We start from the raw sequence: 21,661 nt of genomic DNA on the forward strand, positions 1-21,661 counted from the left end.
AGGGAGGTCGTTTACTTACCGAACCAGGCATTGCTATCAGGTATGGCCATGATCCGTCACTTTCCGTTATTTTCCCTGCGTCGCTCGATTCCGCTGTTGATCTTGGCCTGCGTGCTGTTGCTGTTGCTGGGTTCGCATCTGGTGCTTAAGCCATACATAACTCGGTTGTTTTACCAGACCGCTGAGACCAATCTTGCCTATACCCTGAACCGTCTTCAAGGCGGTATGGAATATTTGCTTTCCCGTGATGATCTCGAAGGTGTGCGTCGGGAAATTGCTGCAACCGGTGTACATGAGGAGATCCGCCACCTGCTGGTGATGGATGAGGCGATGATTATTCTTGCTGCAACACCTGCAGGTTTTGAAGGACAGCACCTGGATCAAGTGTCTCTGCATGTTGACCGGCGTTTGCCGTTTCAGGCTTTACAGGAGCAGGGGGCAATAATACAACTCGTTACCCGGGATGAGCATAGCTTGTATGGTCTGATTTCAATTCAGTTGCCTGATGGTGAGTATTCCTCACACTTGCAAGGCGACAGCGGTTTGATTCTGCTTGAACTGGATTTGAATCACGCTGCTCAGCAGGGATGGTATCACCTTGAAAGCGTGTTTTTATGGGTTTCTTTTGCTATTGGTGTGTTGGCAATACTGCTCTGGGTCTGGTCTGAGTGGTTTATTGGTCGCAGGCTGGGCGTTATTACGGAGGCTGTTAATCGTATTCGTGAAGGACATCTGGATCAACCGATTCCGTTGAGTGGTCGGGATGAACTCGGCGTGATCGCGGCTGCCTTGAATCATATGCAGGTATCACTACGCAGCAGTCGTGATGAACTGCTGCGCACTCATGAGCAGATGGACAGTATTCTCAGGCATATTCCCTCAATGGTGTATATCAAGAACCTGCAAGGCCACTACACCCTGGGGAATCGGCATTTTTACAACTATTTCGGCAGTGACCCTCTGGGTAAGCAGGTGTTTGATCTCCTGGAGCCACCTTACGCGGCAGAAATTCAGTATTACGATGATGAAGTCGTGCGTACCCGGCGTCCACAGCAGTTTGAGATCAGTTTTCCGATATCTGGCGTCATGCATAGCTGGTTCATGGTGAAGTTTCCTCTGTTTGATGATCGGGGAGAGCCTGAAGCGATCTGTTCGGTTGCGACGAATGTGACTGAGCAGGAACGTAATGCCTATATGTTGAATGTCTCAAAGCGTATTTTTGAGCATGCTGCCGAAGGGATTATGATCACGGATGCGCAAAATCGTGTGGTCGACGTCAATCCATCCTTTGAACGCATTTCCGGTTTTCAGCGCAAAGCGGTGTTGGGGCGAGATCCTGCTTTTCTGAAATCTGATCTGCATGACAGTGACTTCTATCAGTCCTTGTGGCAACAGGTCACTACTGAAGGGAGTTGGAAAGGTGAGTTGTGGAACAAGCGTCCGGATGGGACTGCTTATCCGGTCAGGTTGTCGATTAGCGGTATCCGTGACCGGCATGGCATGATCAGTGGCTATTTCGGTATTTTCGAGGATGTGTCTGAAGAGTATCAGGCGCGCACACGATTACGTAAGCTTGCCTATCGGGATTCCCTGACGGGGCTGTTTAACCGTCTGGCCTTCAAGGAAAAAGTGCATGAGTTTCTGGCTCGGGCAAGACGCTATCATGAAAATTTTGCACTGCTTTTTGTAGATCTGGACCTGTTTAAGGATGTCAACGATTCCTTTGGTCATGAAGCTGGAGATCTGCTGCTGAAGCAGGTCGCGGACCGTATCCTGTCTCAGGTACGGGACAGTGATATTGTCAGTCGCCTGGGGGGGGATGAATTTACTCTGCTGATATCGCCGGTTGAAAATGATATTGCGCTTGCGAGTATTGCCGAGAATCTGATTGATGTATTAAGCCAGCCGTTTCAGCTTAATGATGTGGAAGTTACGATCGGCTGCAGTGTTGGTGTTGTCAGCTATCCGCGTGATGGTGAGAATCTGGATCAGTTGATGCGCCATGCAGATGCGGCCATGTACCATGCCAAGGCGATGGGGCGAGGTTGTTATGCGTTCTTCGATGTAGAGCTGGATCAGCGTAATCATCGGTTAATGCAGATCAAACATGGTCTCAGGCAGGCACTGGCACGAGATGAAATGCATCTGGTCTATCAGCCGGAAATTAATTTACAGACAGGGCAAGTGTTTGGTTTCGAGGTGTTGATGCGCTGGCACAGTGACGAGCTGGGGTGGGTGTCACCGGCTGAATTTATTCCAGTGGCAGAAGAGTCAGACAGTATTGCCGATCTGACACGCTGGATGTTGATTAAGGCCTGTCGAGAGTTGTTACCCCGGCTGGAAACCGGTATGCAGATGGCGGTGAACATCTCGCCAAGGCAGTTCGGAGGTGATCGCTGGCTGGCACTGATCAGGCAGTGTATTGACGAGGAAGGACTGGATCCTACCCGGCTCTGTATTGAAATTACTGAAGGGGCCTTGATCCGTGATATGGATCAGGCAGTAGTGCAACTGAGTGAGTTGCGTAAGTTGGGTGTCAGTGTCGCTATTGATGATTTTGGCACGGGGTATTCGTCACTGAGCTATTTGAAGCGATTGCCAATCGATTACCTGAAGATTGATCGGACCTTTGTTGCAGACATTGAGCAGGATCAGGATGATCAGGCGATCATTCGGGCGATTATTAATCTGGCCGATAGTCTGGGTATCAGTGTCATTGCAGAGGGCGTTGAGTCGGAAGCACAGCTGGATTTTCTTAAATCACTGGACTGCGATATCGCTCAGGGATACTTTTTTGCCCATCCACAAGCGATTGATAAAATTAAGTGTTGACATGTTCGGCTGAGGCTGTAGAATTTGCGCTCATCCTTTGGAGGGATGGCTGAGTGGTCGAAAGCACCGGTCTTGAAAACCGACGAGTCGAGAGGCTCCCAGGGTTCGAATCCCTGTCCCTCCGCCAAAGGATGAAATGCAAGAGTTGTTCCCTGATAGCTCAGTTGGTAGAGCAGTAGACTGTTAATCTATTGGTCGCTGGTTCGAGTCCAGCTCGGGGAGCCATCAACTCAGGCAGATGAGCGGGTCGTTAGCTCAGTCGGTAGAGCAGTTGGCTTTTAACCAATTGGTCATAGGTTCGAATCCTATACGACCCACCACTCATCATCTGCCACCTCGGGTCGTTAGCTCAGTCGGTAGAGCAGTTGGCTTTTAACCAATTGGTCATAGGTTCGAATCCTATACGACCCACCATTTCCTTTTCTGTTTGATCTCAGGCGTCCTTGCCAACCGATTATTCCCGTTCGTACTCAATGGCTGTAATGTACCAGCAGGTGCGTCCTGCCGGTGTCTCCACCCAGGCTTCGTCATCAACCGATTTTTTAAGTAACGCGCGAGCCATGGGCGCATCAATAGAGATATAGTCTTTGCGTTCAAAAATTTCATCGTATCCGACAACCCGAAAGCGACGCTGTTCGCCAGCATCATTTTCAATGTCGACCCAGGCACCAAAAAAAACCTTCCCTTCCTGCTCGGGTGAGTAATCCACGATGCGTATCTGCTCCAGTGTTTTCAGCAGGTAGCGTACCCGCCGGTCAATTTCTCGCAGGCGTTTCTTGTTGTATTGATAGTCGGCATTTTCTGAGCGGTCTCCCAGGCTGGCTGCCCAGGTGACCTTGCGCGTGACTTCCGGACGTTCCTCTTTCCAGAGATTATCCAGTTCCTGTTTCAGCTTCAGATAGCCTGCACGGGTAATGAGTTTGCTTTTCATGAATCAACAGTTTCCAATGAGAGCGACTAATCAGGTGGATAGACAGTTGCGGCCATTGTGCTTGGCCTGGTAAAGCTTGCGATCAGCATCACGAATCAGTGCGTCGGCATTCGGGGTGTGAATGCCTGCGCAGCTGACACCGATACTGATGGTCAGGTAGGTAGAAGGGCTGCCCGGATTGGGGATTCTGAGTTGCTCGACGGCTTCCAGGGCCCGAAAAGCGATCTCTACGCCTTCTTCTGCCTCTGCGCCTGTCAGGATGACAGCCAGCTCCTCACCGCCATAGCGGTAAATGCGGTCTTCCTGACGCAGAATGTTGCGGATGGCCGCAACTACCTGTTGCAGGGCTTTATCGCCTTCAGCATGTCCGAGACTGTCATTATAGGGTTTGAAAAAATCGATATCACACATCAACAGCACAAAGCTGTAATTACCTGATGCTTTGCGTTCAAAGTGAAGATTCAGATCAGTATCCAGTGCGCGGCGATTGAGGGCACCTGTCAGTGGGTCATGGAGTGCTTGGCGTTTCCAGCGGAGTGTGTCGCGCAGATTGCGATGGTAGGCTTTGCGTTGCTGTTCGTGCATCCACCAGAACCCGATGCCCATCAGGTACAGAACCAAAGCCCCCCAAAGTAACATGCGCTGATGCAGGCTGACGCGTTCGGCTACTTCCATGGCCAGTGCAGAACGCTTATCCCATTGCCCCTGTTCAATTTCTGTCAGACACTCCAGGATTGGTAGCAGCGTATTGAGTGATTCCTGGGCAGTGGGTGGTGGCGTGGTGGCTAGACGATCAATAAACTGATCCATTTGGGCCAGGCTGGGCTGGGTGCAGACATATCCGTCACGATATACAGCAATATTGAGAAACCCCCAGGCCATATCCAGTTGGTTAATGCTGTTTTCTAACGACAAGCTGTTATTTTCGGCATGTTGTGCCAGATCAGCGAGAGCTGCTTGAAGATGATGGCGACTGCGGCTGGCCAGCTGTTGTCCCATCAGTGTACCGGCATCGCCAAAGTAGCGACGCATCTCTGGATAAAACCAGCGGGTTTCATAGGTGATCCATCCGAGAATGATACTGAAGCTGAGCAGGCTGAGCCACAGCCAGCTGGTACGCTGGCGTAAGCCGCTGTCACTCACTCCACAACCTCGATTTGCTTGATCATCCAGACCCAGTCATTGAAGTTGCGCAGGTTTTCAGGATTGCGTGTGCCCAGTTGCTTTTCAACCAGCTTGACCGGGCCGTGGTCACGCAGTCGCAAGGGCTGTCCTTGCTCGTGAGTCACCAGTAACCAGTTGTCCTGATTCCAGTCATTCAGCAGCGTGGCATAATCATCCGCTGCGACAAAGCGCAGAGCGCTGGCTTGAGTATGCGTTGCAGCAAAGTGTTCAATAAATCGTGGCAGCTCAATACCGCGTACGCTCAAGGTTTCCCGTTTGAATGGGTCATAAATCTCCAGGCTTTCACCGGCCAGATCGCGTAGCTGTTCTATAGTAATGGTTTGTTCACCTTCCGGGGTGATCAAGGTGATTGAAAGGCTTTCGGCAGATAGAAGGGTGCTGCAGATAAACAATAGCAGCCCCGCGAAATAAGCGCTTAAACGCATGGCTAAACCACTCCGGTTTTATTTTCAGTATCCAGACAGCAATGCTGTGTTTATCAGCATGCCAATGCTCAGATGAATAAAAAATGAACAGTCTTTTATTCTAGCAGATCTGTGTGGACAAACCAGCAGGTATCCACCTGATCAGGAACTCGATCTGAGCATTAAAGTTTATTGCTGTGCTGCCGATAAGTGAATGATTAACGAGGAGTATTGCATGGCGTTGAATCAGGCTGCGAACGATCTGTACATTCGGCGGGTAGAGGAGTACACCGCTGGCCTGCCGCAGGCCGTACGGGCGCCTGGAGGGGCTGAATTCAGCTTGCTGTTGAGTTTGATCGCAGCCAGTCACGAGCGTAGTCGGCCGCTTGAAAATACAGCCAGTGAGCCTGCAGTGATGCGCTATCCGGAACCTGATAGCCTGCTCAATGTGGATATGGTGTCACGCCTGAACCATGCGGTCACTCATGATGAGCGTGGTGAATACGCCTATTTGGTCAGCTATTTACGGGTCCGTAGTGAAACACCCTTACAGCGTCCATTGATGAATGACCGTTTTGCACAGCTGTCCCTGGCTTCTTTGGGAGGTCAGATGCTGGATCAGATTACGGCTTCCCGAGAGGGTTTCCAGGCTGTTGCCTGAGATCTACTGGCTGATGTCAGTCAGTCACCCACTGTATTTTGGTTTCTTGCCCTTTCTCGACGCGCCACCACTCATCCGGATCATCACCTTCCTGCCAGCCTGAGGCAATGCAGCGAACCTGGGCATTCAGTTTTTCAGAGGCTTCACGCGCGCATTCCAGGTCAATTTGCCAGGGGGTGTGTGCTGATTGAAACCAGACGCTAATCCAGGATTTTCCCAGAGCACGCTCATGAATCGCAACAGCGAAACGCTGTTGTTGCCAGCGGGCTTCGTATTGATGCAGCATGCCTTTGCTGGCGGTAGGTTCAAACTGCTCAAAGCGTGCAGACAGCCAGTCCACAATGCTGCTCAGACGGGTATTTTTAATATAAATTTCAATGTCGGGATGGTTTGTCATCATCAGAATCCAGAAAACGTAAAATCCGTAAAACGCTCAGCCCCAGATAGCCTGCAATCGCAAGCCCGCCGCCACTGATCATGAATATTAGCCCTAGCAGGGCTACCAGTTCGGCTGTCACCGAATCGGTCAGTAGAAACTGGGCAATACTGATGACCATCAAGCCCAGCATGAACAGTGAAAAACCGCACAACAACCAGATAAAGTTTTCCCGTGGGTTGTCTGCACGGCGGTGTAGTTGCCGGCGGATGGTTTGCAGGCGTTGTTTGATTGATATCATCGTTTGCGATATAGACTGAGTCGAATATCACCCTGAATTTCCAGTCTGTCCAGGGTTAAGAGTTGCTCGCGACGACTCTGGCTGAGACGTTGGCCATGCGGGGTCATCATCAGCAAATCACTTAAACTCTGAGTATCGCTGATGCCAAAGCGAAAACGCAAGGTTTGCGTACTGATCACCTCAAAGTATTCATGCAGTTGCGCGTCGGGGTTGAGGTCTGAATCGCGCACTTCTGTGTAAATCTGCTCCCGTAATTCACGCAGGTGGTCAGGTCCGGGCCAGACCACCAGAAAGTACCCGCCGGGTTTCAGTATACGGGCTGTAGGCTCAGGCAGTAGCCTTGCAAAGATCAGGGTGGCGGCATCTGATGAGGCCTCAGGGAGGGGGATGTCGGCACCTGTGGCGACCAGCCAGGTCGAGGTTTTGTCCTGCTTGCTGGCTTCGCGGATAGCGGCCTTGGAAATGTCTAATCCGATGCAGGTTGTATGATACAGTTGCTTTGCTATCTGCCGGGTGTAGTAGCCTTCGCCACAGCCAAGATCCAGCAGTTGAGGCTGCACAAGTGGTTGCAGGAGTGGTTGCAGTGTCTCGGTAATGGCGGTAGCGATGGGTTGGTAGTACCCCTGTTCCAGAAACCGCTGCCTGGCCAGAACCATCTGTTCATTATCACCAGGAGCACGACTGCGCTTGCGTTGTGCCAGCAGCAGATTCCAGTAACCCTGTTTGGCCCGGTCAAACGTATGGCCCTCTGCGCAGCGCAGACTGCGTGGATGGTCCGGGTGGTCCGGGTATAGGGTAGCGCTGCACACCGGACATCGCAGTTCAGGTGTCATCGGGCTAACAGTCGGATCAGGATCTGTTCATACAGGCTGGACAGCGTGTCCAGATCACTCACGCTGACGCGCTCGTCAATCTGATGAATAGTGGCATTGATCGGACCTAATTCCACAACCTGAGCTCCGGTGGGTGCAATGAAGCGACCATCTGAAGTGCCTCCTGCTGTCGACAGCTCAGTCTCCAGCCCTGTAACGGCCTGGATGCTGGTACGACAGGCATCAACCAGCTCACCCGCTGCAGTCAGGAATGCCTGGCCGGAGAGTGTCCAGTCGATATGCCAATCCAGCTGATGGCGATCCAGAATGGTGGCGACACGTTCACGGATCATCTGGTCGGTAATTTCGGTGGAAAAGCGCAGGTTAAACTCGACGTTAAGTTCACCGGGTACCACATTCGTGGCACCTGTGCCCGCATGGATGTTGGATATCTGAAAGCTGGTCGGCGGGAAAAACGCATTCCCCTGATCCCAGACCTCTTGTGACAGTTCTGCCAGCGCAGGCGCGGCCAGATGGATCGGATTGCGGACCAGGTGGGGATAGGCAACATGTCCCTGCTTTCCCTTGACCGTCAGTGATCCGCTGATCGATCCACGGCGACCATTTTTGATGACATCACCCACTTGAGCGGTGCTGGATGGCTCGCCAACAATACACCAGGTGATTTTTTCCTGGCGTGCTTCCAGGGTGTCTATGACACGGGTGGTACCATTAATAAATGGACCTTCTTCATCACTGGTAATCAGCAGGGCAATAGAGCCCTGGTGATCTGGATGTTCGGCAATAAAACGTTCCAGAGCAGTCATGAAGGCAGCAATGCTGCCTTTCATGTCGGCAGCACCACGTCCCCAGAGATAGCCATCCGCTTCGGTGGGTTCAAACGGCGGAAAGCGCCAGCGATCGAGTGGACCGGGTGGCACTACATCTGTGTGTCCGGCGAAGCAGAACAGTGGTCCTTCTGTACCACGGCGTGCCCAGAGGTTGGTGACCTCCTCAAAGGGCATCGGCTCAATGATAAAACCCAGTGCTTCAAGACGGGCGCTGAGATAGCTCTGACACCCGGCGTCCTCCGGTGTTACGGATGGACGACGAATCAGTTCCTTGGCCAGTGTCAGCGTGGCAGATTCAGCAGACATGTCAGCGGTTCCCGGATCAGTTGTGCTTGTGCAGTTCAGCGTTCAGCTCAATAGCAGACTGATTGGTTTTTACCTCAATCTGGCCTGTCTGTGAATTGCGACGGAATAGCAGATCGGACTTGCCTGCCAACTCGGCGGCTTTAACCACCGTAACCGGCTGATTGTGATCATCCAGCAGGGTTACTTTGGAGCTGCCGGTGACATACAGACCGGCTTCTACTGTACAACGGTCTCCCAGTGGCAGACCCAGTCCGGCATTAGCACCAATCAAGCAGTTCTCTCCCACCGAAATGACGACATTGTTACCGCCAGACAGTGTGCCCATGGTAGAACAGCCACCTCCCAGATCGGAACCGTTACCGACGACAACTCCAGCTGAAATGCGCCCTTCAACCATGCTGACGCCCAAGGTGCCTGCATTGAAGTTGATAAAGCCCTCATGCATTACCGTGGTGCCTTCACCCACATAAGCACCCAGGCGGATACGCGCCGCATCACCGATACGTATGCCTTCAGGCACTGCATAGTTAGCCATTTTCGGAAATTTGTCGACGCTGAATACTTCCAGTATGCGACCCTGCGCGCGGGCAGCCAGTTGGCGATTGGCCAGCTCATTGACCGCGACAGCACCTTCGGATGTCCAGGCAACATTGGGGAGCAGACCAAACATACCGGTCAGATTCAGGCTGTGTGGCTTGACCAGACGATGGGAGAGCAAGCTCAGCTTTAAATAAACTTCTGCCGTCGTTTGCGGTTGCTGGTCGCTTTCCAGGATACAGACCACCAGTGGCTGACGTGTGCCTTCGAGAATCTCTGTCAGCTCAGCCTGTTGCTCGGCATCGACAGACAAAAAAGCGACTTCCAGGGCTTTCAGCTGGCTCTCTGCCAGTTCAATGGTCTGGTTTCCACCGTTGTAGCCAACAATCTCGGCTACAGCCTGAATAAGGGTTTCAGGTGCGTTCAGCAACGGAGCATGGTAATAGACCTCCAACCATTGACCCGCGGCTGATTGGCTGCCAACACCTAAACCAAATGCAAAATTACTCATGAGGAACTCCGTTGATTAAATCGCGATAAAGGGTTTCGTTAAAGCCCACTGTGCAGATTGCCTGGTTTTCCAGGAGTGGGCGTTTGATCAGCGCAGGGTAGTCCACTAACAGCGCTGTGATCTCTGTTTCGGCACGCTGCCGATCAGCATCGGAGAGTTGACGCCAGGTGGTGCCTCGTTTGTTGATCAGTGTATCCGGTCCGATCTGTTGCAACCAGCGTTCGATATCCTGAGCGCTCAGGCCATCCTTGCGAAAGTCATGAAAACGGTAATCTATTGCCTGGCTATCCAGCCACTTGCGCGCTTTGCGGACCGTATCACAATTGGAGATACCATAGAGAGTGAACATCAAGAGTCTCCAGACTTAAAGTGATTCTACATAACGACGAATACGTGTGGCGGCTTCGACACACTCTTCAACAGTTGCGACCAGGGCCATGCGTACATAACCGGCACCGGGCAGCAGTCCATCCGTTTCGCGTGACAGGTAGCGTCCAGGCAATACCGTCAGGTTTTGCTGTTGCAACAGGCCGCGGGTAAAGGCTTCGTCATCAATCGGTGTGGCTGCCCAGAGGTAAAAGCTGGCTTCAGGCAAAGAGATATCCATTACCGGCGACAGGATTTCGTGTACGGCAGCAAATTTCTCCCGATACAGATCACGGTTTTCCATCACATGGGCTTCGTCCTGCCAGGCAGCTGTGGAGGCTATCTGGTGCTGAACCGGCATTGAGCAGCCATGATAGGTGCGGTACTTCAGGAATGGACCGATCAATGCCGCGTCGCCGGCAATAAAGCCGGAACGCATACCGGGCAGATTGGAGCGTTTGGACAGGCTGTGAAAGACGACACAGTTGCGATAGTCATCACGGCCCATTTCGGCGCAAACCTGCAGCAGTCCGACCGGTGGTGTGGACTCGTCCAGATAAATCTCTGAGTAGCACTCATCACTGGCGAGTACGAAGTTGTACTGATCGGCTAATGCGATCAGCTTTTTCAGTGTTTCTGCACTGTGGACTGCACCCGTCGGGTTGCCGGGTGAACAGATGAACAGTAATTGACAGCGCTCCCAAACAGACGCAGGCACGGAATCATAGTCAGGGATGAAACCGTTTTCCAGGGTGCAGTTCAGATACCAGGGTTCGGCTCCTGCCAGATAGGCGGCACCTTCATAGATCTGATAAAAAGGGTTGGGCGATACCACCAGGGTATCAGGCGCACGATTGATCAAGGCCTGGGTAAAGGCAAAAATGGCTTCCCGAGTGCCATTAACTGGCAGTGCATGCTGCTCAGGGTCCAAGCTGCCCTGGCGCAGATTGAAGCGGCGTGTTGCCCAATCGCAAATGGCCTGTCTCAGGCTCAGCAACCCTTTGGTTGTGGGGTAGTTGGAAAGGCCTGACAGATTATTGCGCACCGCATCCGCTACCAGTGCTGGTGCCGGGTGCTTGGGTTCCCCGATACCCAGTGAAATTGGTTCCAGATGCGCTGCAGGCTGAATATCACGTGTCAGCTCAGCGAGCTTTTCAAATGGGTAGGGTTGCAACTTGTTCAGATCGCTGTTCATGCAGGTATCCTGTGTTAACCCCTGATCAGATCAGGGTTTTAAGTCTGCCGGTTAGGCGCAGCAGTATACCCAATGCCGCGTTGGTCGCCAAATCCTGGTATTACTCCTGCGTTGCCAGCTGTGCTGGATCGAGAAGCTTTTCCAGCGCTTCAGGTGACAGCTCGGTCATTTCAGCGGCCACTTCAATCAGTGGTCGTCCGGATGCATAGGCGGCTTTGGCAATCTCTGCAGCACGTTCATAACCTATCACCGGATTCAATGCTGTGACCAGTATCGGGTTGCGCTGTAAGGCTTCCTGAATGCGTGATTCATTGACACTGAAGCCGGCAATTGCCTGGTCTGCCAGAGCCTTCGCCGCCTGGCTCAGCAATGTAATGCTTTGCAGCAAATTATAGGCGATCAATGGCAAGGCGGTATTTAGCTGAAACTGGCCGCGTTGAGCACAGAAGGTAATACTGGCGTCGTTGCCGGTAATCTGGCCAACAGCCATGATTACGGCTTCCGGAATTACCGGATTCACTTTGCCTGGCATGATTGATGAGCCAGGCTGTAGTGCGGGCAGGGTTATTTCACCCAGTCCGGCATACGGGCCTGAATTCATCCAACGCAGATCCTCAGCGATTTTCAGCAGGGCTGTAGCAGCTGTTTTGAGCTCACCGGATAATGCCAGGGCGGTATCCTGACACGCCTGGGCCGCAAAATGGCTTTCAGGCGGTGTCAGTCGATAGGTAGTGAGATTGCTCAAATGAGTACAGAAACGACGTGAAAAACCACGAGGTGCATTCAGCCCTGTTCCGACAGCGGTGCCACCTTGAGGCAGTTTCATCAGTTCACCCCGCAGAGATTCGAGACGGCTTTCAGCCATACGTACCTGACTACCCCAGGCGCGGACCTCGTCTTCCATACGCATTGGTACTGCATCCATCAGGTGAGTGCGCCCGGTTTTGATGATCTCAGAGACTTCCACTGCCTTGCGTGTGCAGCGGGTTCTCAAGTGCTCCAGTGCTGGCAGCAATAATTTGTCCAGTTGCTGCAGCGCACTCAGATGAATCGCCGTAGGAATGACATCATTCGAACTCTGGCTGAGATTGATGTGATCATTGGGGTGTAATTCCAGTCCGGCATCTTGCCTGACCAGTGAAACCAGCACCTCGTTGATGTTCATATTGGTGCTGGTGCCTGAGCCTGTCTGGAAAACATCCACAGGAAATGCTTTGCGATAGTTGCCTTTCTGCAGCTTGTCACAGGCTTTGACAATAGCCTGGGCGCTTTCCTTTGGTAGCACACCAAGCTCTGCGTTAGCCTGCGCTGCAGCGGCTTTGATCTGGGCCAGGGCCGTGATGAAGGGCGTCGGCATTTTCAAGGGACTGAACTTGAAGTTATCCACTGCCCGTTGGGTTTGTGCACCATACAGAGCCTCTTCAGGGACTTGTACATCCCCCATGCTGTCTTGTTCAATACGGTAGGCTTTCATGTTTCTGTTCCTTAAGCGGTTTCGACCTAAGTATACCGGGCGGACAGTGAACTGCCAGAAAAATCACCTGGCTGGAGCTGCAGAGTTGAGCTGTGTCAGTTAAGCTTCAGCCTGATTATCCACTGATGAAAAAGAGTAATGTCTATGAGCATACTGGCAAGCTGGCCGGAATCCCATCTTTGTCTTACCCGGCAGGAGCGTCAGGCGGCAGTCTCGGCGGTTGAGGCAGCCTTTGCGTCGGCGCTGGAAAACCTGCGGGTAGATATAGGGTTCCGTGAAATGGTTGAGCAGTTGTATGTACCGATGGGCGCCTGGATTGCCCAGCAGCAAAGTCTCAAGCAGCAGCCGTTGGTGCTGGGGATTAACGGTGCCCAGGGAGCCGGAAAGTCTACACTGTTCAATCTGCTGGAGGTCACTCTGAGCGAAGGGTTTGGTCTCAGAGTGGTTGGATTTTCAATTGATGATCTCTATAAAACCCGGGCCAAGCGTGCGGAGCTTGCACGTGAGGTGCATCCGTTGTTGCTGACTCGGGGAGTGCCGGGTACGCATGATGTGGAGTTGGGTATCGATATTCTGGAATCTTTGCTGAATGCACAGGATGATACGGTCACGTGTATTCCGGTGTTTGATAAGTCGATTGATGATCGTTGCCCGGATCATGTCTGGCAGGAGTGGACAGGTCGTGCTGATGTGATTGTGCTGGAGGGATGGTGTGTCGGAGCATCTCCGCAGCCTGATGTGGCATTACAGGAGCCGATTAATACCCTGGAGCGGGATGAAGATGAGGAAGGTATCTGGCGGCGTTATGCCAATGAGCAGCTCAAGGGACGTTATGCAGATCTGTTTGCACGGTTGGATCTGTTGCTGATGCTTCAGGTACCCAGTATGCAGGCAGTTTTTGAGTGGCGTTCGTTACAGGAGAAAAAGCTGGCAGAGCGGGTGCAGTATATCCAGGACCCGAAACAGCCCAATGACCACTTACGGATTATGAATGAGCAGCAGATTGTGCGCTTCATTCAGCATTATGAGCGTCTGACGCGGGCGATGCTGGAGCAGATGCCACAGACCGCTGATCTGGTTTTACGGCTGGACCAGAATCATAAAATTGCAGAAATCCGGATCAACTCCTGAGTGTTCAGTCTTAGATCGGAATCAGTGTGGCAGTTGCGACACTGATGACGGCTTTATTGATACCACGATTGGTTTTATCCGAGATGATTCTGGCCATCATGTCCTGATGGGCAATCAGCTTGCCGAACAGGCGCTCAAAGCTCAGGTTCTGAACGCCGTCCGGGCTGATGCCGTTACTGAGCAGGAACAGCTCCCCGTTGGTCATTTTGCGGTTGCTCAGGCGCCAGACAATAATTTCGAGATTACGTGCGCTGTCATGCAAGCGTTGTTGATCCAGCTCGCTGAGCATAAAGAACTCATCACGATAATGGTAAGACGCGTGCAGCATGCCACTGATACCGACCATCAGTGCAAATACCCGATCACCGTCAAAGGCTTCATCAAATGCCAGCGGAACAGCATCTACTCCATAGCGATAGTAAAGTTCCGGGTGGCTGAGCTGGCGGGGTTTGTCAAACAACTGCTGCAAGCGCATCTCAATGGTGGTGCCGCTGGGAGCCTTGCGTAATTCTCGTGGATTGCGGTGATAGAGTTTTACGGTCAGCTCCCGTAGCAAGCGCGTCGTTTCTTCAACATGTGCGTCGGCGACCATGTCGATGTCGGTCTTGGCCAGATTTTGAATGCGGAACGGACGGTCACTCGGCTGGGGGCCAGTACAGCCGGTCAACAATAAACCGATTAGCAACACTCGTAATACCTGTGCTCGTTGCACGTGAATATCCTTTTTTATGAACCAAACCCTGAGGCGGATCATATCGGCCGGGCAGTCATTTTCGCTATAGTATGCCCATTATAACAACCGGAGACAGCGCATGAGTCAAGACAAAGTCGATCTCAGTTCCCTGAGACGAGAATATGTAGTAGGTGATCTGAACCGCGAAGATCTGCAGGATAATCCGGTCGACCAGTTCGGTATCTGGTTTGAGCAGGCGTTGCATGCTTATGCGGACGAAGCGACTGCCATGACGTTGGCGACTGCTGATACGGAGGGTATGCCTTCGGCACGTATTGTGTTGCTGAAACAGTATGATGCGCAAGGGTTCAGTTGGTTTACGGATTATCGGAGCGAGAAGGGTGCGCACTTGGCACAGAACCCTCAGGCTGAGCTCCTGTTTTACTGGTCAGGACAATCGCGACAGGTGCGAATTCGTGGTCAGGTTGAAAAGTTGCCAGCGGAAGCTGGCCAGGCCTACTTTCAGCAGCGACCTGCCGGGAGTCGTCTGAGCGCAGCTGTTTCTTGCCAAAGTCATCCTGTTGAATCACGTGCCGTACTGGAAGCGGCAATTGAAGCATTACGTGCCCAGTTCCCTGAGGGTGATGTTGCCTGCCCGCCTCAATGGGGTGGCTACCGGCTACGCCCACAGCGTTTCGAGTTCTGGCAGGGGCGCCCCAGTCGTCTGCACGATCGCTTCATTTACCAGTTGAATGACAGTGGTCAGTGGACGATTCAGCGCCTGCAACCCTGATCCGCTTCTCAATCCTGTGTTACTCAGGTTCCTGAACCGGTCTCTGTATCGGTTCAGGAAACCTTTTCCCGCCACTGCAACTCCCCGATCTGTACATTCAGCCAATCAAATCCGATCCGCTTGGCGACTGCGGCTGCGCCATCCAGACTCTTGAATTCACGTTCTGTATTGGAGCGTTGCAGGTTCAATGTCAGTACTTCCTTGTCGCGAGTAATGAATTTCAGCGTCCAGCCGCGTGACATGGCAATCGGAATTGCCTGACAGGACTCAAACACCCCAGCCTTGAAAAGTAATCTTATTTCCTTCTCTTGCATCTTCATATCCTCATTAAGATGTATCGTTTACTTATATTGACAAGTATATATCTAGAAATGATGTTTCGCAATCATTTTTTGCAAAAATATACTGTTTAAGTTATTGAATAAAAAGAAGTTTTTAAATATTTTCCAATAAGGATGAGGTGTTTTGGCGAGGTTTTTAAGGTATTGATTTGTATTGGTTTTTTTGGGTTGATTTGAGAGGTTGGTTTAGACGTTTTGGCTATTAAAATATCGATATGGATAAATCAAAATACTATTTTTGATTTATCTTAAGATGAATCCGATGATGACGTCTGGTATCAGGCGGAATGTGCAAAGGGATGCGAGGTGTGCAGGGGGTAGGTGTAAGGGGGAGGTGTGCAGAACCGGGCAGCTGATTCAGCCGCCCGATAAGATGGTGTCAGTTGGACTGTTTGGCGTTCAAGCGCGCTTGCAGCAGCTGTTCAATGGCATCCAGCTTTTTCTGCGTGGCGGCTACCCCTGCATCTGTTTCATCCAGCTCGGGTGAAAACTTGATCATATCCAGGACTTCTACCATGAAGGTTTCTTCATTCATTTTGATCACTTCTTCCGCTGTCCAGCGATTAAATCGATTAGCCATGTTGTACTCCTGAGTTACATGAGAAATTAACGGTCTATTCTGAGTTTAGTGTTAATTCCCCGGGATGTGCCAGTCATAACAGGCAAAAATGATCATCCGAATGCGACCGGCAAAAAAGTTGAGCTGGGTCAATATTCCCTAATAAATAAGCGGGTAATCTAGTCTCAATTAACCGTTGAGAGGTGATGACATGTTTGGATTAGACGTACATAGTTTGGAAGTGCTGGTGCCCAGCATGATTGGCATTATCGGGATTACTGCCGTAATGGTTTGGGGTGGTCTGAAAATGCGCTCACTGATGAATGAAGATCAGAAAAAATAAACCTGTCTCTGTTGTGCAGAATGGGTGCTTTTTAATCGTTTCCAGTGCCTCATAAAAAACCTGCTGATGTCAGACTCAGCAGGTTTTTTATTTTTGAGATTCAGGCTCAGATATGCGCAATGCGCTGATACTGTTCCTGAAGGCGTGTAGCTGCTGATTGCATTTCACTCAGCTTGGCACGTTCCTTTTCTACCACATCGGCTGGTGCCTTGCTGACAAAGCCTGCGTTGGAAAGCTTGCCATCCAGGCGTGCTATCTCCTTGTTCAGCTTGTCCAGCTCTTTTTGCAGTCGCGCCAGTTCCGCATCTTTGTCGATGATGCCAGCCATGGGGACCAGTATCTCCATTTGTCCTACCAGTGCGGTTGCCGACATGGGAGCCTCTGCGCCTTCAGCCAGCAGGTCGATTTGCTCCAGCTTGGCCAGCTTGTTGAGCAGTACCTGGGTCTCTTTCAGGCGGCGTTGGTCTTCTGTTGAGGCATTACGTAACAGCAGGTTGATGGCTTTGCCTGGCGCCAGATTCATTTCACCGCGAATATTGCGGATCGCCAGCATCACAGACTTGAGCCATTCAATATCAGCATTGGCCTGAGGGTCCATTTTGTGTGGCTCAGCCAGTGGGTAGGGCTGCAGCATCAGGGTATCGCCCTGCTTGCCTGCCAGTGGTGCAACACGCTGCCAGATCTCTTCGGTAATGTATGGCATCAGTGGATGTGCCAGTCGCAAAATGGCTTCCAGTACTCGTACCAGTGTGCGCCGTGTACCGCGCAGACGTTCAGCTGGGGCGGATTCGTCCCAGAGTACCGGTTTTGACAGCTCCAGATACCAGTCGCAATATTCGTTCCAGACAAATTCGTACAGTGTGTTCGCAAGCAGATCGAAGCGATATTCAGCAAAGTGCTTATCTATCTGGGCTTCTGTCTCTTGCAGTCTGGAGATGATCCACCGATCAGCCAGTGTCAGTTCTACCGCTTCATTCTGAATGCCGCAGTCCTGGTCTTCGGTGTTCATCAATACATAGCGAGCCGCGTTCCATAACTTGTTGCAGAAGTTACGGTAGCCTTCCATGCGGTTCATATCAAACTTGATGTCGCGACCGGTGGATGCGAGTGATAGAAACGTAAAGCGCAGTGCATCGGTACCATAGGCTGCAATGCCTTCAGGGAAGTGTTTGCGTGTCTGGGCTTCAATTTTTTTGGCCAGTTGTGGTTGCATCATGTTGCCGGTACGCTTGGCCACCAGTGTTTCCAGCTCAATACCGTCGATCAGGTCCAGCGGGTCAAGTACATTGCCCTTGGATTTCGACATTTTCTGGCCGTCCTGGTCACGTACCAGGCCGTGCACATAAACGTGCTTGAAGGGTACCTGCCCAGTGAACTTCAGGGTGAACATGATCATCCGGGCAACCCAGAAGAAGATAATGTCAAAACCGGTGACCAGTACACTGCTGGGGTGGAAGGTGTTCAGCTCCGGGGTGTTTTCAGGCCAGCCCAGGGTTCCGAAGGTCCAGAGGCCGGATGAGAACCAGGTGTCCAGAACATCATCATCCTGTTTCAATGGCAGATCATGACTCAGCTGATACTTTTCGCGCACTTCGGCTTCGCTGCGCGCGACATACACATTGCCGCAGTCGTCATACCAGGCGGGTATGCGATGCCCCCACCATAGCTGGCGAGAGATACACCAGTCCTGCAGGTCGCGCATCCAGGCAAAGTACATGTTTTCGTACTGCTTGGGCACAAACTGAATGTCGCCTTTCTCGACAGCTTCAATGGCAGGCTTTGCCAGCTCTGCGACTGCAACAAACCATTGGTCGGTCAACAGTGGTTCAATGACTACACCGGAGCGATCGCCATAAGGTACCTTCAGGGCATGGTCCTCGATTTTTTCCAGTAAACCGGCGGCTTCAAATTCGCTGATGATCAGCTTGCGTGCATCAAAGCGATCCAGACCCAGGTAGGCTTCTGGCAGGCGGTCGTCCAGTTCGGTATTGAGGCTGCTGTCGCTGTTGAACACTTCAGCGCGTGGCAGGATAGCACCGTTGGGATCCAGAATGTTGATCATGGGCAACTGGTGACGCTTGCCAACTTCATAGTCGTTGAAGTCATGTGCAGGCGTTATCTTGACGCAGCCACTGCCAAACTCAGCATCAACATAGTCGTCGGCAATAATCGGAATACGGCGCCCAACCAGCGGCAGTTCGACAAACTGGCCAATCAGGTTGGTATAGCGCGGGTCGTTTGGATTGACTGCAACAGCAGTATCACCCAGCATGGTTTCCGGGCGTGTAGTGGCCACTACGATATAGGATTTGCCTTCAGCGGTCAGTGCGCCATCTGCTAATGGGTAGCGGAAATGCCAGAGGTGACCGCTTTGATCCTTGTTCTCAACTTCCAGATCGGAAATGGCAGTATGCAGTTTACAGTCCCAGTTCACCAGACGCTTGCCACGGTAGATCAGTTTGTCATCATAGAGACGAATAAAGACTTCCTGAACAGCCTTGTAGAAGCCTTCATCCATGGTGAAGCGTTCCCGGCTCCAGTCCAGAGAGGCGCCCATACGACGCAGCTGTCGGGTAATCGTTCCGCCGGACTCTTCTTTCCATTCCCAGATTTTATCGATAAATGCTTCACGTCCGAGGTCATGGCGGGTTTTGCCTTCTTCCGCCGCAACCTTGCGTTCAACCAGCATCTGCGTGGCAATACCGGCATGATCGGTACCTGCCTGCCAGAGGGTGTTTTTGCCCAGCATGCGCTGATGGCGTATCAGGCTGTCCATAATGGTGTCCTGGAAAGCATGACCCATGTGCAGACTTCCGGTGACATTGGGAGGGGGGATCATGATGCTGTAAGCATCACCTTGACCAGATGGTTTGAAGTAACCGCTCTGTTCCCATTTGTCATACCAGGTGCGTTCAATTTCATGTGGTTGATAGGTCTTATCCATGCTCATCTCGGTCATTTACATTCGGGACTGGGAAGGGAGAGCTAATCAGATGATTGCCGTGCTTCCGGAAAACCCGACATTATAACGATTGAAGACTGGAGGGTGTAGGTGTGTATGCGCGTTGTGGGCTATAGTTATTGCTGAAAACGTATAAAAGCTGTGGTTTACCGGAGAATAATAATGATAAAGCAGTCCAGCTTAAAGTCAGGCCTCTCGTTTGGTCAGAAACTCTCTCTGATGATTCTGGGAATTGTGCTCCTGTCCGTCCTGATCGTTGCGGGGGTTATTTTCAGTCAGTATTACCGCTCACACACTCAGGTGATTATCCACTCCCTGGAAGGGCAGGGGGAACGCTATGCCCAGTCCTTCAATGACTGGCTGCTGGCGCGTCAGGATGAAATGCTCTATCTCGCCAGTTTGCAGCCGGTGATAGAAGGCGAGGTGCAGGCGGTCAGTCACTTGATGGCGCAGATCGCCAATGCACAGGGTTACTACGATACGATTTTTCTGGTGACGCCTGAAGGGCGCGGGGCTGCTGGTATCTCCTATGAGCAGCAGCGTGCGCGTATTCTGTCTACTGATGAGTCTTATGCATTCAATGTACCGGATCGAGCCTGGTTCCAGCAGGCTGTTGGCGGGGCGAATGTGTTTTCGCAACCGGTTATATCTCGAGCAACCGGTAATCAGGTCAGTACAGTCGCATCCCCCGTGTATCGTCGAGGCCAGATTGTCGGAGTTATGCGAGGCGCCGTGACGCTGGATACGTTGATTGAGCGTATTCGGGAATTGAATCAGGATCCGGCGACCGATATTTTCCTGATTAACAGTGAAGGTGTGGCATTGACGCCGACAGCGTCTGTTGCGCGTGCAGATCAGGTGATTACGTCAGAAGCAGCACGCGGAATCGCCGCCATGCAGGCTGGGGCAGGGCGTTATGAAAATGCAGCCGGGGTGCCTGTCGTGGGCAGTTACGTACCGATTCCGATGTTGGGCTGGGGGTTGGTGCTGGAGCAGCAGGCAGATAAAGCCATGGCACCGGTTTATCGCACCATCTGGATCTTGCTGTTAGTGCTCTTGGTGATTCTGGTGCTGTCGCTGTTCATTGGTCTGGCGATTGTTCGCCGTGTTACCCGTACCCTTGGAGGTGATCCTGACTATGCAGCGAGTGTGGTAGGTGGTGTTGCTGAAGGTGATTTGACACGTCCGGTTGAGCTGCCGAAAGGCGGTGAAAAAAGCCTGCTGGGTTCAATCGAACAGATGCGTCAACAGCTGCGAGGCACGATAGAGCGTATCAAGGTGAACTCGGAAACGTTGGCGTCGGCGGCCACTGAGCTGAGCCAGATCAGTCAGCAGACGGATGCCGGTGTTCGCCAGCAATCGACACAGCTGGACAATGCGGCTACAGCGATTAATCAGATGTCGGCAACTGTTGAAGAGGTAGCGCGTAATGCGCAACTGGCGGCAGATCATACTGTGACTGCCAGTGAGCAGGCGACTACTGGCAGTCGGGTAGTGTCTTCAGCTGCAGGGTCTATGCAGGCACTGGCGCAGGATATTTCTGCAGCGGCGGAAGTGATTACTCAGCTGAAGCAAGACAGTGATCTGATTGGGCAGGTGCTGCAGGTGATTCGTGATGTTGCCAATCAGACCAACTTACTGGCATTGAATGCATCCATTGAAGCTGCCCGGGCAGGTGATAATGGCCGGGGTTTTGCTGTGGTGGCAGATGAGGTTCGTGGACTGGCCAGACGTACTGAGGAGTCAACTAATGAGATACAGCAGGTAATTGATCAGCTGCAGGCTCGATCTGATGGTGCCGTCAAGGCGATCAATCTGAGCGTCGATAAAACCCATGAGACCCTTGAACTGGCTGACCAGGCAAAAACTGCTTTGCAGGATATCCTTGAGGGTGTCAGTGCTGCGCATGACATGATTCAACATATCGCTACGGCGACGGAACAGCAGTCTGCTGTCGCCAAGGAGATCAATCAGAATATCCACTTGATCAAGGATGTGGCGGATCAATCCGCTTTGCATGTGGGTGAGTCGACGGAGGCAACTTCGTCACTGTCACGCCTGGCTGAGCAGTTGCGCGAAGAGATGGGGCGTTTTCGGGTGTAAGTCAGTGCCGGGCC

General features: G+C 52.0%; 21 protein-coding genes and 4 tRNA genes. 10 read left to right on the top strand and 15 right to left on the bottom strand.

Going from position 1 to position 21,661, the window contains the following annotated elements; all coding sequences use genetic code 11:
• The first annotated feature begins 48 nt into the window (after positions 1-48).
• The 5 genes from ADINL_RS15915 (at position 49) to ADINL_RS05600 (ending at position 3,246) form a co-directional block, all read left to right on the top strand.
• Positions 49-2,832, top strand: a complete 2,784-nt coding sequence (locus ADINL_RS15915) for a bifunctional diguanylate cyclase/phosphodiesterase (RefSeq protein WP_051632588.1) — start codon at positions 49-51, stop codon at positions 2,830-2,832.
• Positions 2,833-2,871: 39 nt separating this feature from the next.
• A tRNA-Ser gene (locus ADINL_RS05585) sits at positions 2,872-2,959 on the top strand.
• A 22-nt stretch (positions 2,960-2,981) separates the two neighbouring features.
• Positions 2,982-3,057: transfer RNA gene (locus ADINL_RS05590), tRNA-Asn, on the top strand.
• Between the two features lie 19 nt (positions 3,058-3,076).
• Positions 3,077-3,152 (top strand) — tRNA-Lys (locus ADINL_RS05595).
• A gap of 18 nt (positions 3,153-3,170) precedes the next feature.
• Positions 3,171-3,246: transfer RNA gene (locus ADINL_RS05600), tRNA-Lys, on the top strand.
• A 40-nt stretch (positions 3,247-3,286) separates the two neighbouring features.
• On the opposite strand, the gene greB is transcribed toward ADINL_RS05600, so the two are convergent.
• From greB to ADINL_RS16635, 3 genes are read right to left on the bottom strand one after another with little or no spacing between them, the layout of a single operon-like run.
• On the bottom strand, positions 3,287-3,763 hold the full coding sequence (gene greB, locus ADINL_RS05605; protein ID WP_036544725.1) for a transcription elongation factor GreB: 477 nt from the start codon (positions 3,761-3,763) through the stop codon (positions 3,287-3,289).
• A 30-nt stretch (positions 3,764-3,793) separates the two neighbouring features.
• Entirely contained in the window at positions 3,794-4,906 is a 1,113-nt protein-coding gene (locus ADINL_RS05610; protein ID WP_036544727.1) for a GGDEF domain-containing protein, read from the bottom strand.
• A complete protein-coding gene (locus ADINL_RS16635; protein ID WP_239644337.1) occupies positions 4,903-5,373 on the bottom strand; it encodes a hypothetical protein in 471 nt (156 codons plus the stop codon). Before ADINL_RS16635 ends, ADINL_RS05610 begins: the two co-directional genes overlap by 4 nt.
• A 214-nt stretch (positions 5,374-5,587) precedes the next feature.
• Between ADINL_RS16635 and ADINL_RS05620 the strand changes: the two genes are divergently transcribed.
• Positions 5,588-6,013, top strand: a complete 426-nt coding sequence (locus ADINL_RS05620; protein WP_036544729.1) for a hypothetical protein — start codon at positions 5,588-5,590, stop codon at positions 6,011-6,013.
• A gap of 16 nt (positions 6,014-6,029) precedes the next feature.
• Here ADINL_RS05620 and ADINL_RS05625 read toward each other — a convergent pair whose 3' ends face one another.
• The 8 genes from ADINL_RS05625 to ADINL_RS05660 form a co-directional block, all read right to left on the bottom strand.
• Positions 6,030-6,410 carry a hypothetical protein gene (locus tag ADINL_RS05625; protein WP_152547615.1) on the bottom strand — a complete coding sequence of 127 codons (381 nt, stop codon included), beginning with the start codon at positions 6,408-6,410 and terminating at the stop codon, positions 6,030-6,032.
• A complete protein-coding gene (locus ADINL_RS05630) occupies positions 6,388-6,690 on the bottom strand; it encodes a hypothetical protein (RefSeq protein ID WP_036544733.1) in 303 nt (100 codons plus the stop codon). Before ADINL_RS05630 ends, ADINL_RS05625 begins: the two co-directional genes overlap by 23 nt.
• Positions 6,687-7,523 carry a putative RNA methyltransferase gene (locus ADINL_RS05635; protein WP_036544735.1) on the bottom strand — a complete coding sequence of 279 codons (837 nt, stop codon included), beginning with the start codon at positions 7,521-7,523 and terminating at the stop codon, positions 6,687-6,689. The genes ADINL_RS05630 and ADINL_RS05635 overlap by 4 nt, the downstream gene beginning before the upstream one ends.
• Positions 7,520-8,659 (bottom strand): succinyl-diaminopimelate desuccinylase, encoded by a 1,140-nt coding sequence (gene dapE / locus ADINL_RS05640; protein WP_036544737.1) that lies wholly within the window; start codon positions 8,657-8,659, stop codon positions 7,520-7,522. Before dapE ends, ADINL_RS05635 begins: the two co-directional genes overlap by 4 nt.
• Positions 8,660-8,675: 16 nt before the next feature.
• Positions 8,676-9,707 carry a 2,3,4,5-tetrahydropyridine-2,6-dicarboxylate N-succinyltransferase gene (dapD, locus tag ADINL_RS05645; protein WP_036544738.1) on the bottom strand — a complete coding sequence of 344 codons (1,032 nt, stop codon included), beginning with the start codon at positions 9,705-9,707 and terminating at the stop codon, positions 8,676-8,678.
• Positions 9,700-10,056 carry an ArsC family reductase gene (locus ADINL_RS05650; protein ID WP_036544740.1) on the bottom strand — a complete coding sequence of 119 codons (357 nt, stop codon included), beginning with the start codon at positions 10,054-10,056 and terminating at the stop codon, positions 9,700-9,702. Before ADINL_RS05650 ends, dapD begins: the two co-directional genes overlap by 8 nt.
• 15 nt (positions 10,057-10,071) lie before the next feature.
• Positions 10,072-11,268, bottom strand: a complete 1,197-nt coding sequence (gene dapC / locus ADINL_RS05655; protein ID WP_036544742.1) for a succinyldiaminopimelate transaminase — start codon at positions 11,266-11,268, stop codon at positions 10,072-10,074.
• Positions 11,269-11,368: 100 nt separating this feature from the next.
• A complete protein-coding gene (locus tag ADINL_RS05660; protein ID WP_036544744.1) occupies positions 11,369-12,742 on the bottom strand; it encodes a class II fumarate hydratase in 1,374 nt (457 codons plus the stop codon).
• A 144-nt stretch (positions 12,743-12,886) separates the two neighbouring features.
• On the opposite strand from ADINL_RS05660, the gene ADINL_RS05665 reads away from it, so the two are divergent.
• The gene (locus ADINL_RS05665) at positions 12,887-13,873 is read left to right on the top strand and encodes a hypothetical protein (protein ID WP_036544746.1); all 987 of its coding nucleotides are present in this window, start codon (positions 12,887-12,889) and stop codon (positions 13,871-13,873) included.
• Positions 13,874-13,883: 10 nt separating this feature from the next.
• Here the strand turns inward: ADINL_RS05665 and ADINL_RS05670 are convergent, their stop codons facing one another.
• Entirely contained in the window at positions 13,884-14,585 is a 702-nt protein-coding gene (locus ADINL_RS05670) for a hypothetical protein (RefSeq protein ID WP_036544749.1), read from the bottom strand.
• 100 nt (positions 14,586-14,685) lie between these two features.
• Here ADINL_RS05670 and pdxH point away from each other — a divergent pair, with 100 nt between their 5' ends.
• Positions 14,686-15,339: a pyridoxamine 5'-phosphate oxidase gene (gene pdxH, locus ADINL_RS05675; RefSeq protein WP_036544751.1), complete on the top strand. Its 654-nt coding sequence runs from the start codon at positions 14,686-14,688 to the stop codon at positions 15,337-15,339.
• A gap of 53 nt (positions 15,340-15,392) precedes the next feature.
• On the opposite strand, the gene ADINL_RS05680 is transcribed toward pdxH, so the two are convergent.
• Entirely contained in the window at positions 15,393-15,653 is a 261-nt protein-coding gene (locus tag ADINL_RS05680; protein WP_036544753.1) for a hypothetical protein, read from the bottom strand.
• A gap of 406 nt (positions 15,654-16,059) precedes the next feature.
• On the bottom strand, positions 16,060-16,260 hold the full coding sequence (locus tag ADINL_RS05685) for a hypothetical protein (RefSeq protein ID WP_036544755.1): 201 nt from the start codon (positions 16,258-16,260) through the stop codon (positions 16,060-16,062).
• A gap of 190 nt (positions 16,261-16,450) precedes the next feature.
• Here ADINL_RS05685 and ADINL_RS16765 point away from each other — a divergent pair, with 190 nt between their 5' ends.
• Positions 16,451-16,582 (top strand): hypothetical protein, encoded by a 132-nt coding sequence (locus ADINL_RS16765; protein WP_275574401.1) that lies wholly within the window; start codon positions 16,451-16,453, stop codon positions 16,580-16,582.
• A gap of 106 nt (positions 16,583-16,688) precedes the next feature.
• Here the strand turns inward: ADINL_RS16765 and ADINL_RS05690 are convergent, their stop codons facing one another.
• Positions 16,689-19,526, bottom strand: a complete 2,838-nt coding sequence (locus ADINL_RS05690; RefSeq protein WP_036544757.1) for a valine--tRNA ligase — start codon at positions 19,524-19,526, stop codon at positions 16,689-16,691.
• Between the two features lie 180 nt (positions 19,527-19,706).
• On the opposite strand from ADINL_RS05690, the gene ADINL_RS05695 reads away from it, so the two are divergent.
• The gene (locus ADINL_RS05695) at positions 19,707-21,647 is read left to right on the top strand and encodes a methyl-accepting chemotaxis protein (protein WP_036544760.1); all 1,941 of its coding nucleotides are present in this window, start codon (positions 19,707-19,709) and stop codon (positions 21,645-21,647) included.
• Positions 21,648-21,661: the final 14 nt, after the last annotated feature.

Source organism: Nitrincola lacisaponensis (assembly GCF_000691225.1).
Classification (GTDB): Bacteria; Pseudomonadota; Gammaproteobacteria; order Pseudomonadales; family Balneatricaceae; genus Nitrincola; species Nitrincola lacisaponensis.

Excerpts from the sequence above, each read along its gene's own strand:
- ADINL_RS15915 (WP_051632588.1), top strand. The coding sequence starts at position 49 with ATGATCCGTCACTTTCCGTTATTTTCCCTGCGTCGCTCGATTCCGCTG.
- greB (WP_036544725.1), bottom strand. The coding sequence starts at position 3,763 with ATGAAAAGCAAACTCATTACCCGTGCAGGCTATCTGAAGCTGAAACAG.
- ADINL_RS16635 (WP_239644337.1), bottom strand. The coding sequence starts at position 5,373 with ATGCGTTTAAGCGCTTATTTCGCGGGGCTGCTATTGTTTATCTGCAGC.
- ADINL_RS05620 (WP_036544729.1), top strand. The coding sequence starts at position 5,588 with ATGGCGTTGAATCAGGCTGCGAACGATCTGTACATTCGGCGGGTAGAG.
- ADINL_RS05625 (WP_152547615.1), bottom strand. The coding sequence starts at position 6,410 with ATGACAAACCATCCCGACATTGAAATTTATATTAAAAATACCCGTCTG.
- ADINL_RS05630 (WP_036544733.1), bottom strand. The coding sequence starts at position 6,690 with ATGATATCAATCAAACAACGCCTGCAAACCATCCGCCGGCAACTACAC.
- ADINL_RS05635 (WP_036544735.1), bottom strand. The coding sequence starts at position 7,523 with ATGACACCTGAACTGCGATGTCCGGTGTGCAGCGCTACCCTATACCCG.
- dapE (WP_036544737.1), bottom strand. The coding sequence starts at position 8,659 with ATGTCTGCTGAATCTGCCACGCTGACACTGGCCAAGGAACTGATTCGT.
- dapD (WP_036544738.1), bottom strand. The coding sequence starts at position 9,707 with ATGAGTAATTTTGCATTTGGTTTAGGTGTTGGCAGCCAATCAGCCGCG.
- ADINL_RS05650 (WP_036544740.1), bottom strand. The coding sequence starts at position 10,056 with ATGTTCACTCTCTATGGTATCTCCAATTGTGATACGGTCCGCAAAGCG.
- dapC (WP_036544742.1), bottom strand. The coding sequence starts at position 11,268 with ATGAACAGCGATCTGAACAAGTTGCAACCCTACCCATTTGAAAAGCTC.
- ADINL_RS05660 (WP_036544744.1), bottom strand. The coding sequence starts at position 12,742 with ATGAAAGCCTACCGTATTGAACAAGACAGCATGGGGGATGTACAAGTC.
- ADINL_RS05665 (WP_036544746.1), top strand. The coding sequence starts at position 12,887 with ATGAGCATACTGGCAAGCTGGCCGGAATCCCATCTTTGTCTTACCCGG.
- pdxH (WP_036544751.1), top strand. The coding sequence starts at position 14,686 with ATGAGTCAAGACAAAGTCGATCTCAGTTCCCTGAGACGAGAATATGTA.
- ADINL_RS05680 (WP_036544753.1), bottom strand. The coding sequence starts at position 15,653 with ATGCAAGAGAAGGAAATAAGATTACTTTTCAAGGCTGGGGTGTTTGAG.
- ADINL_RS05685 (WP_036544755.1), bottom strand. The coding sequence starts at position 16,260 with ATGGCTAATCGATTTAATCGCTGGACAGCGGAAGAAGTGATCAAAATG.
- ADINL_RS16765 (WP_275574401.1), top strand. The coding sequence starts at position 16,451 with ATGTTTGGATTAGACGTACATAGTTTGGAAGTGCTGGTGCCCAGCATG.
- ADINL_RS05690 (WP_036544757.1), bottom strand. The coding sequence starts at position 19,526 with ATGGATAAGACCTATCAACCACATGAAATTGAACGCACCTGGTATGAC.
- ADINL_RS05695 (WP_036544760.1), top strand. The coding sequence starts at position 19,707 with ATGATAAAGCAGTCCAGCTTAAAGTCAGGCCTCTCGTTTGGTCAGAAA.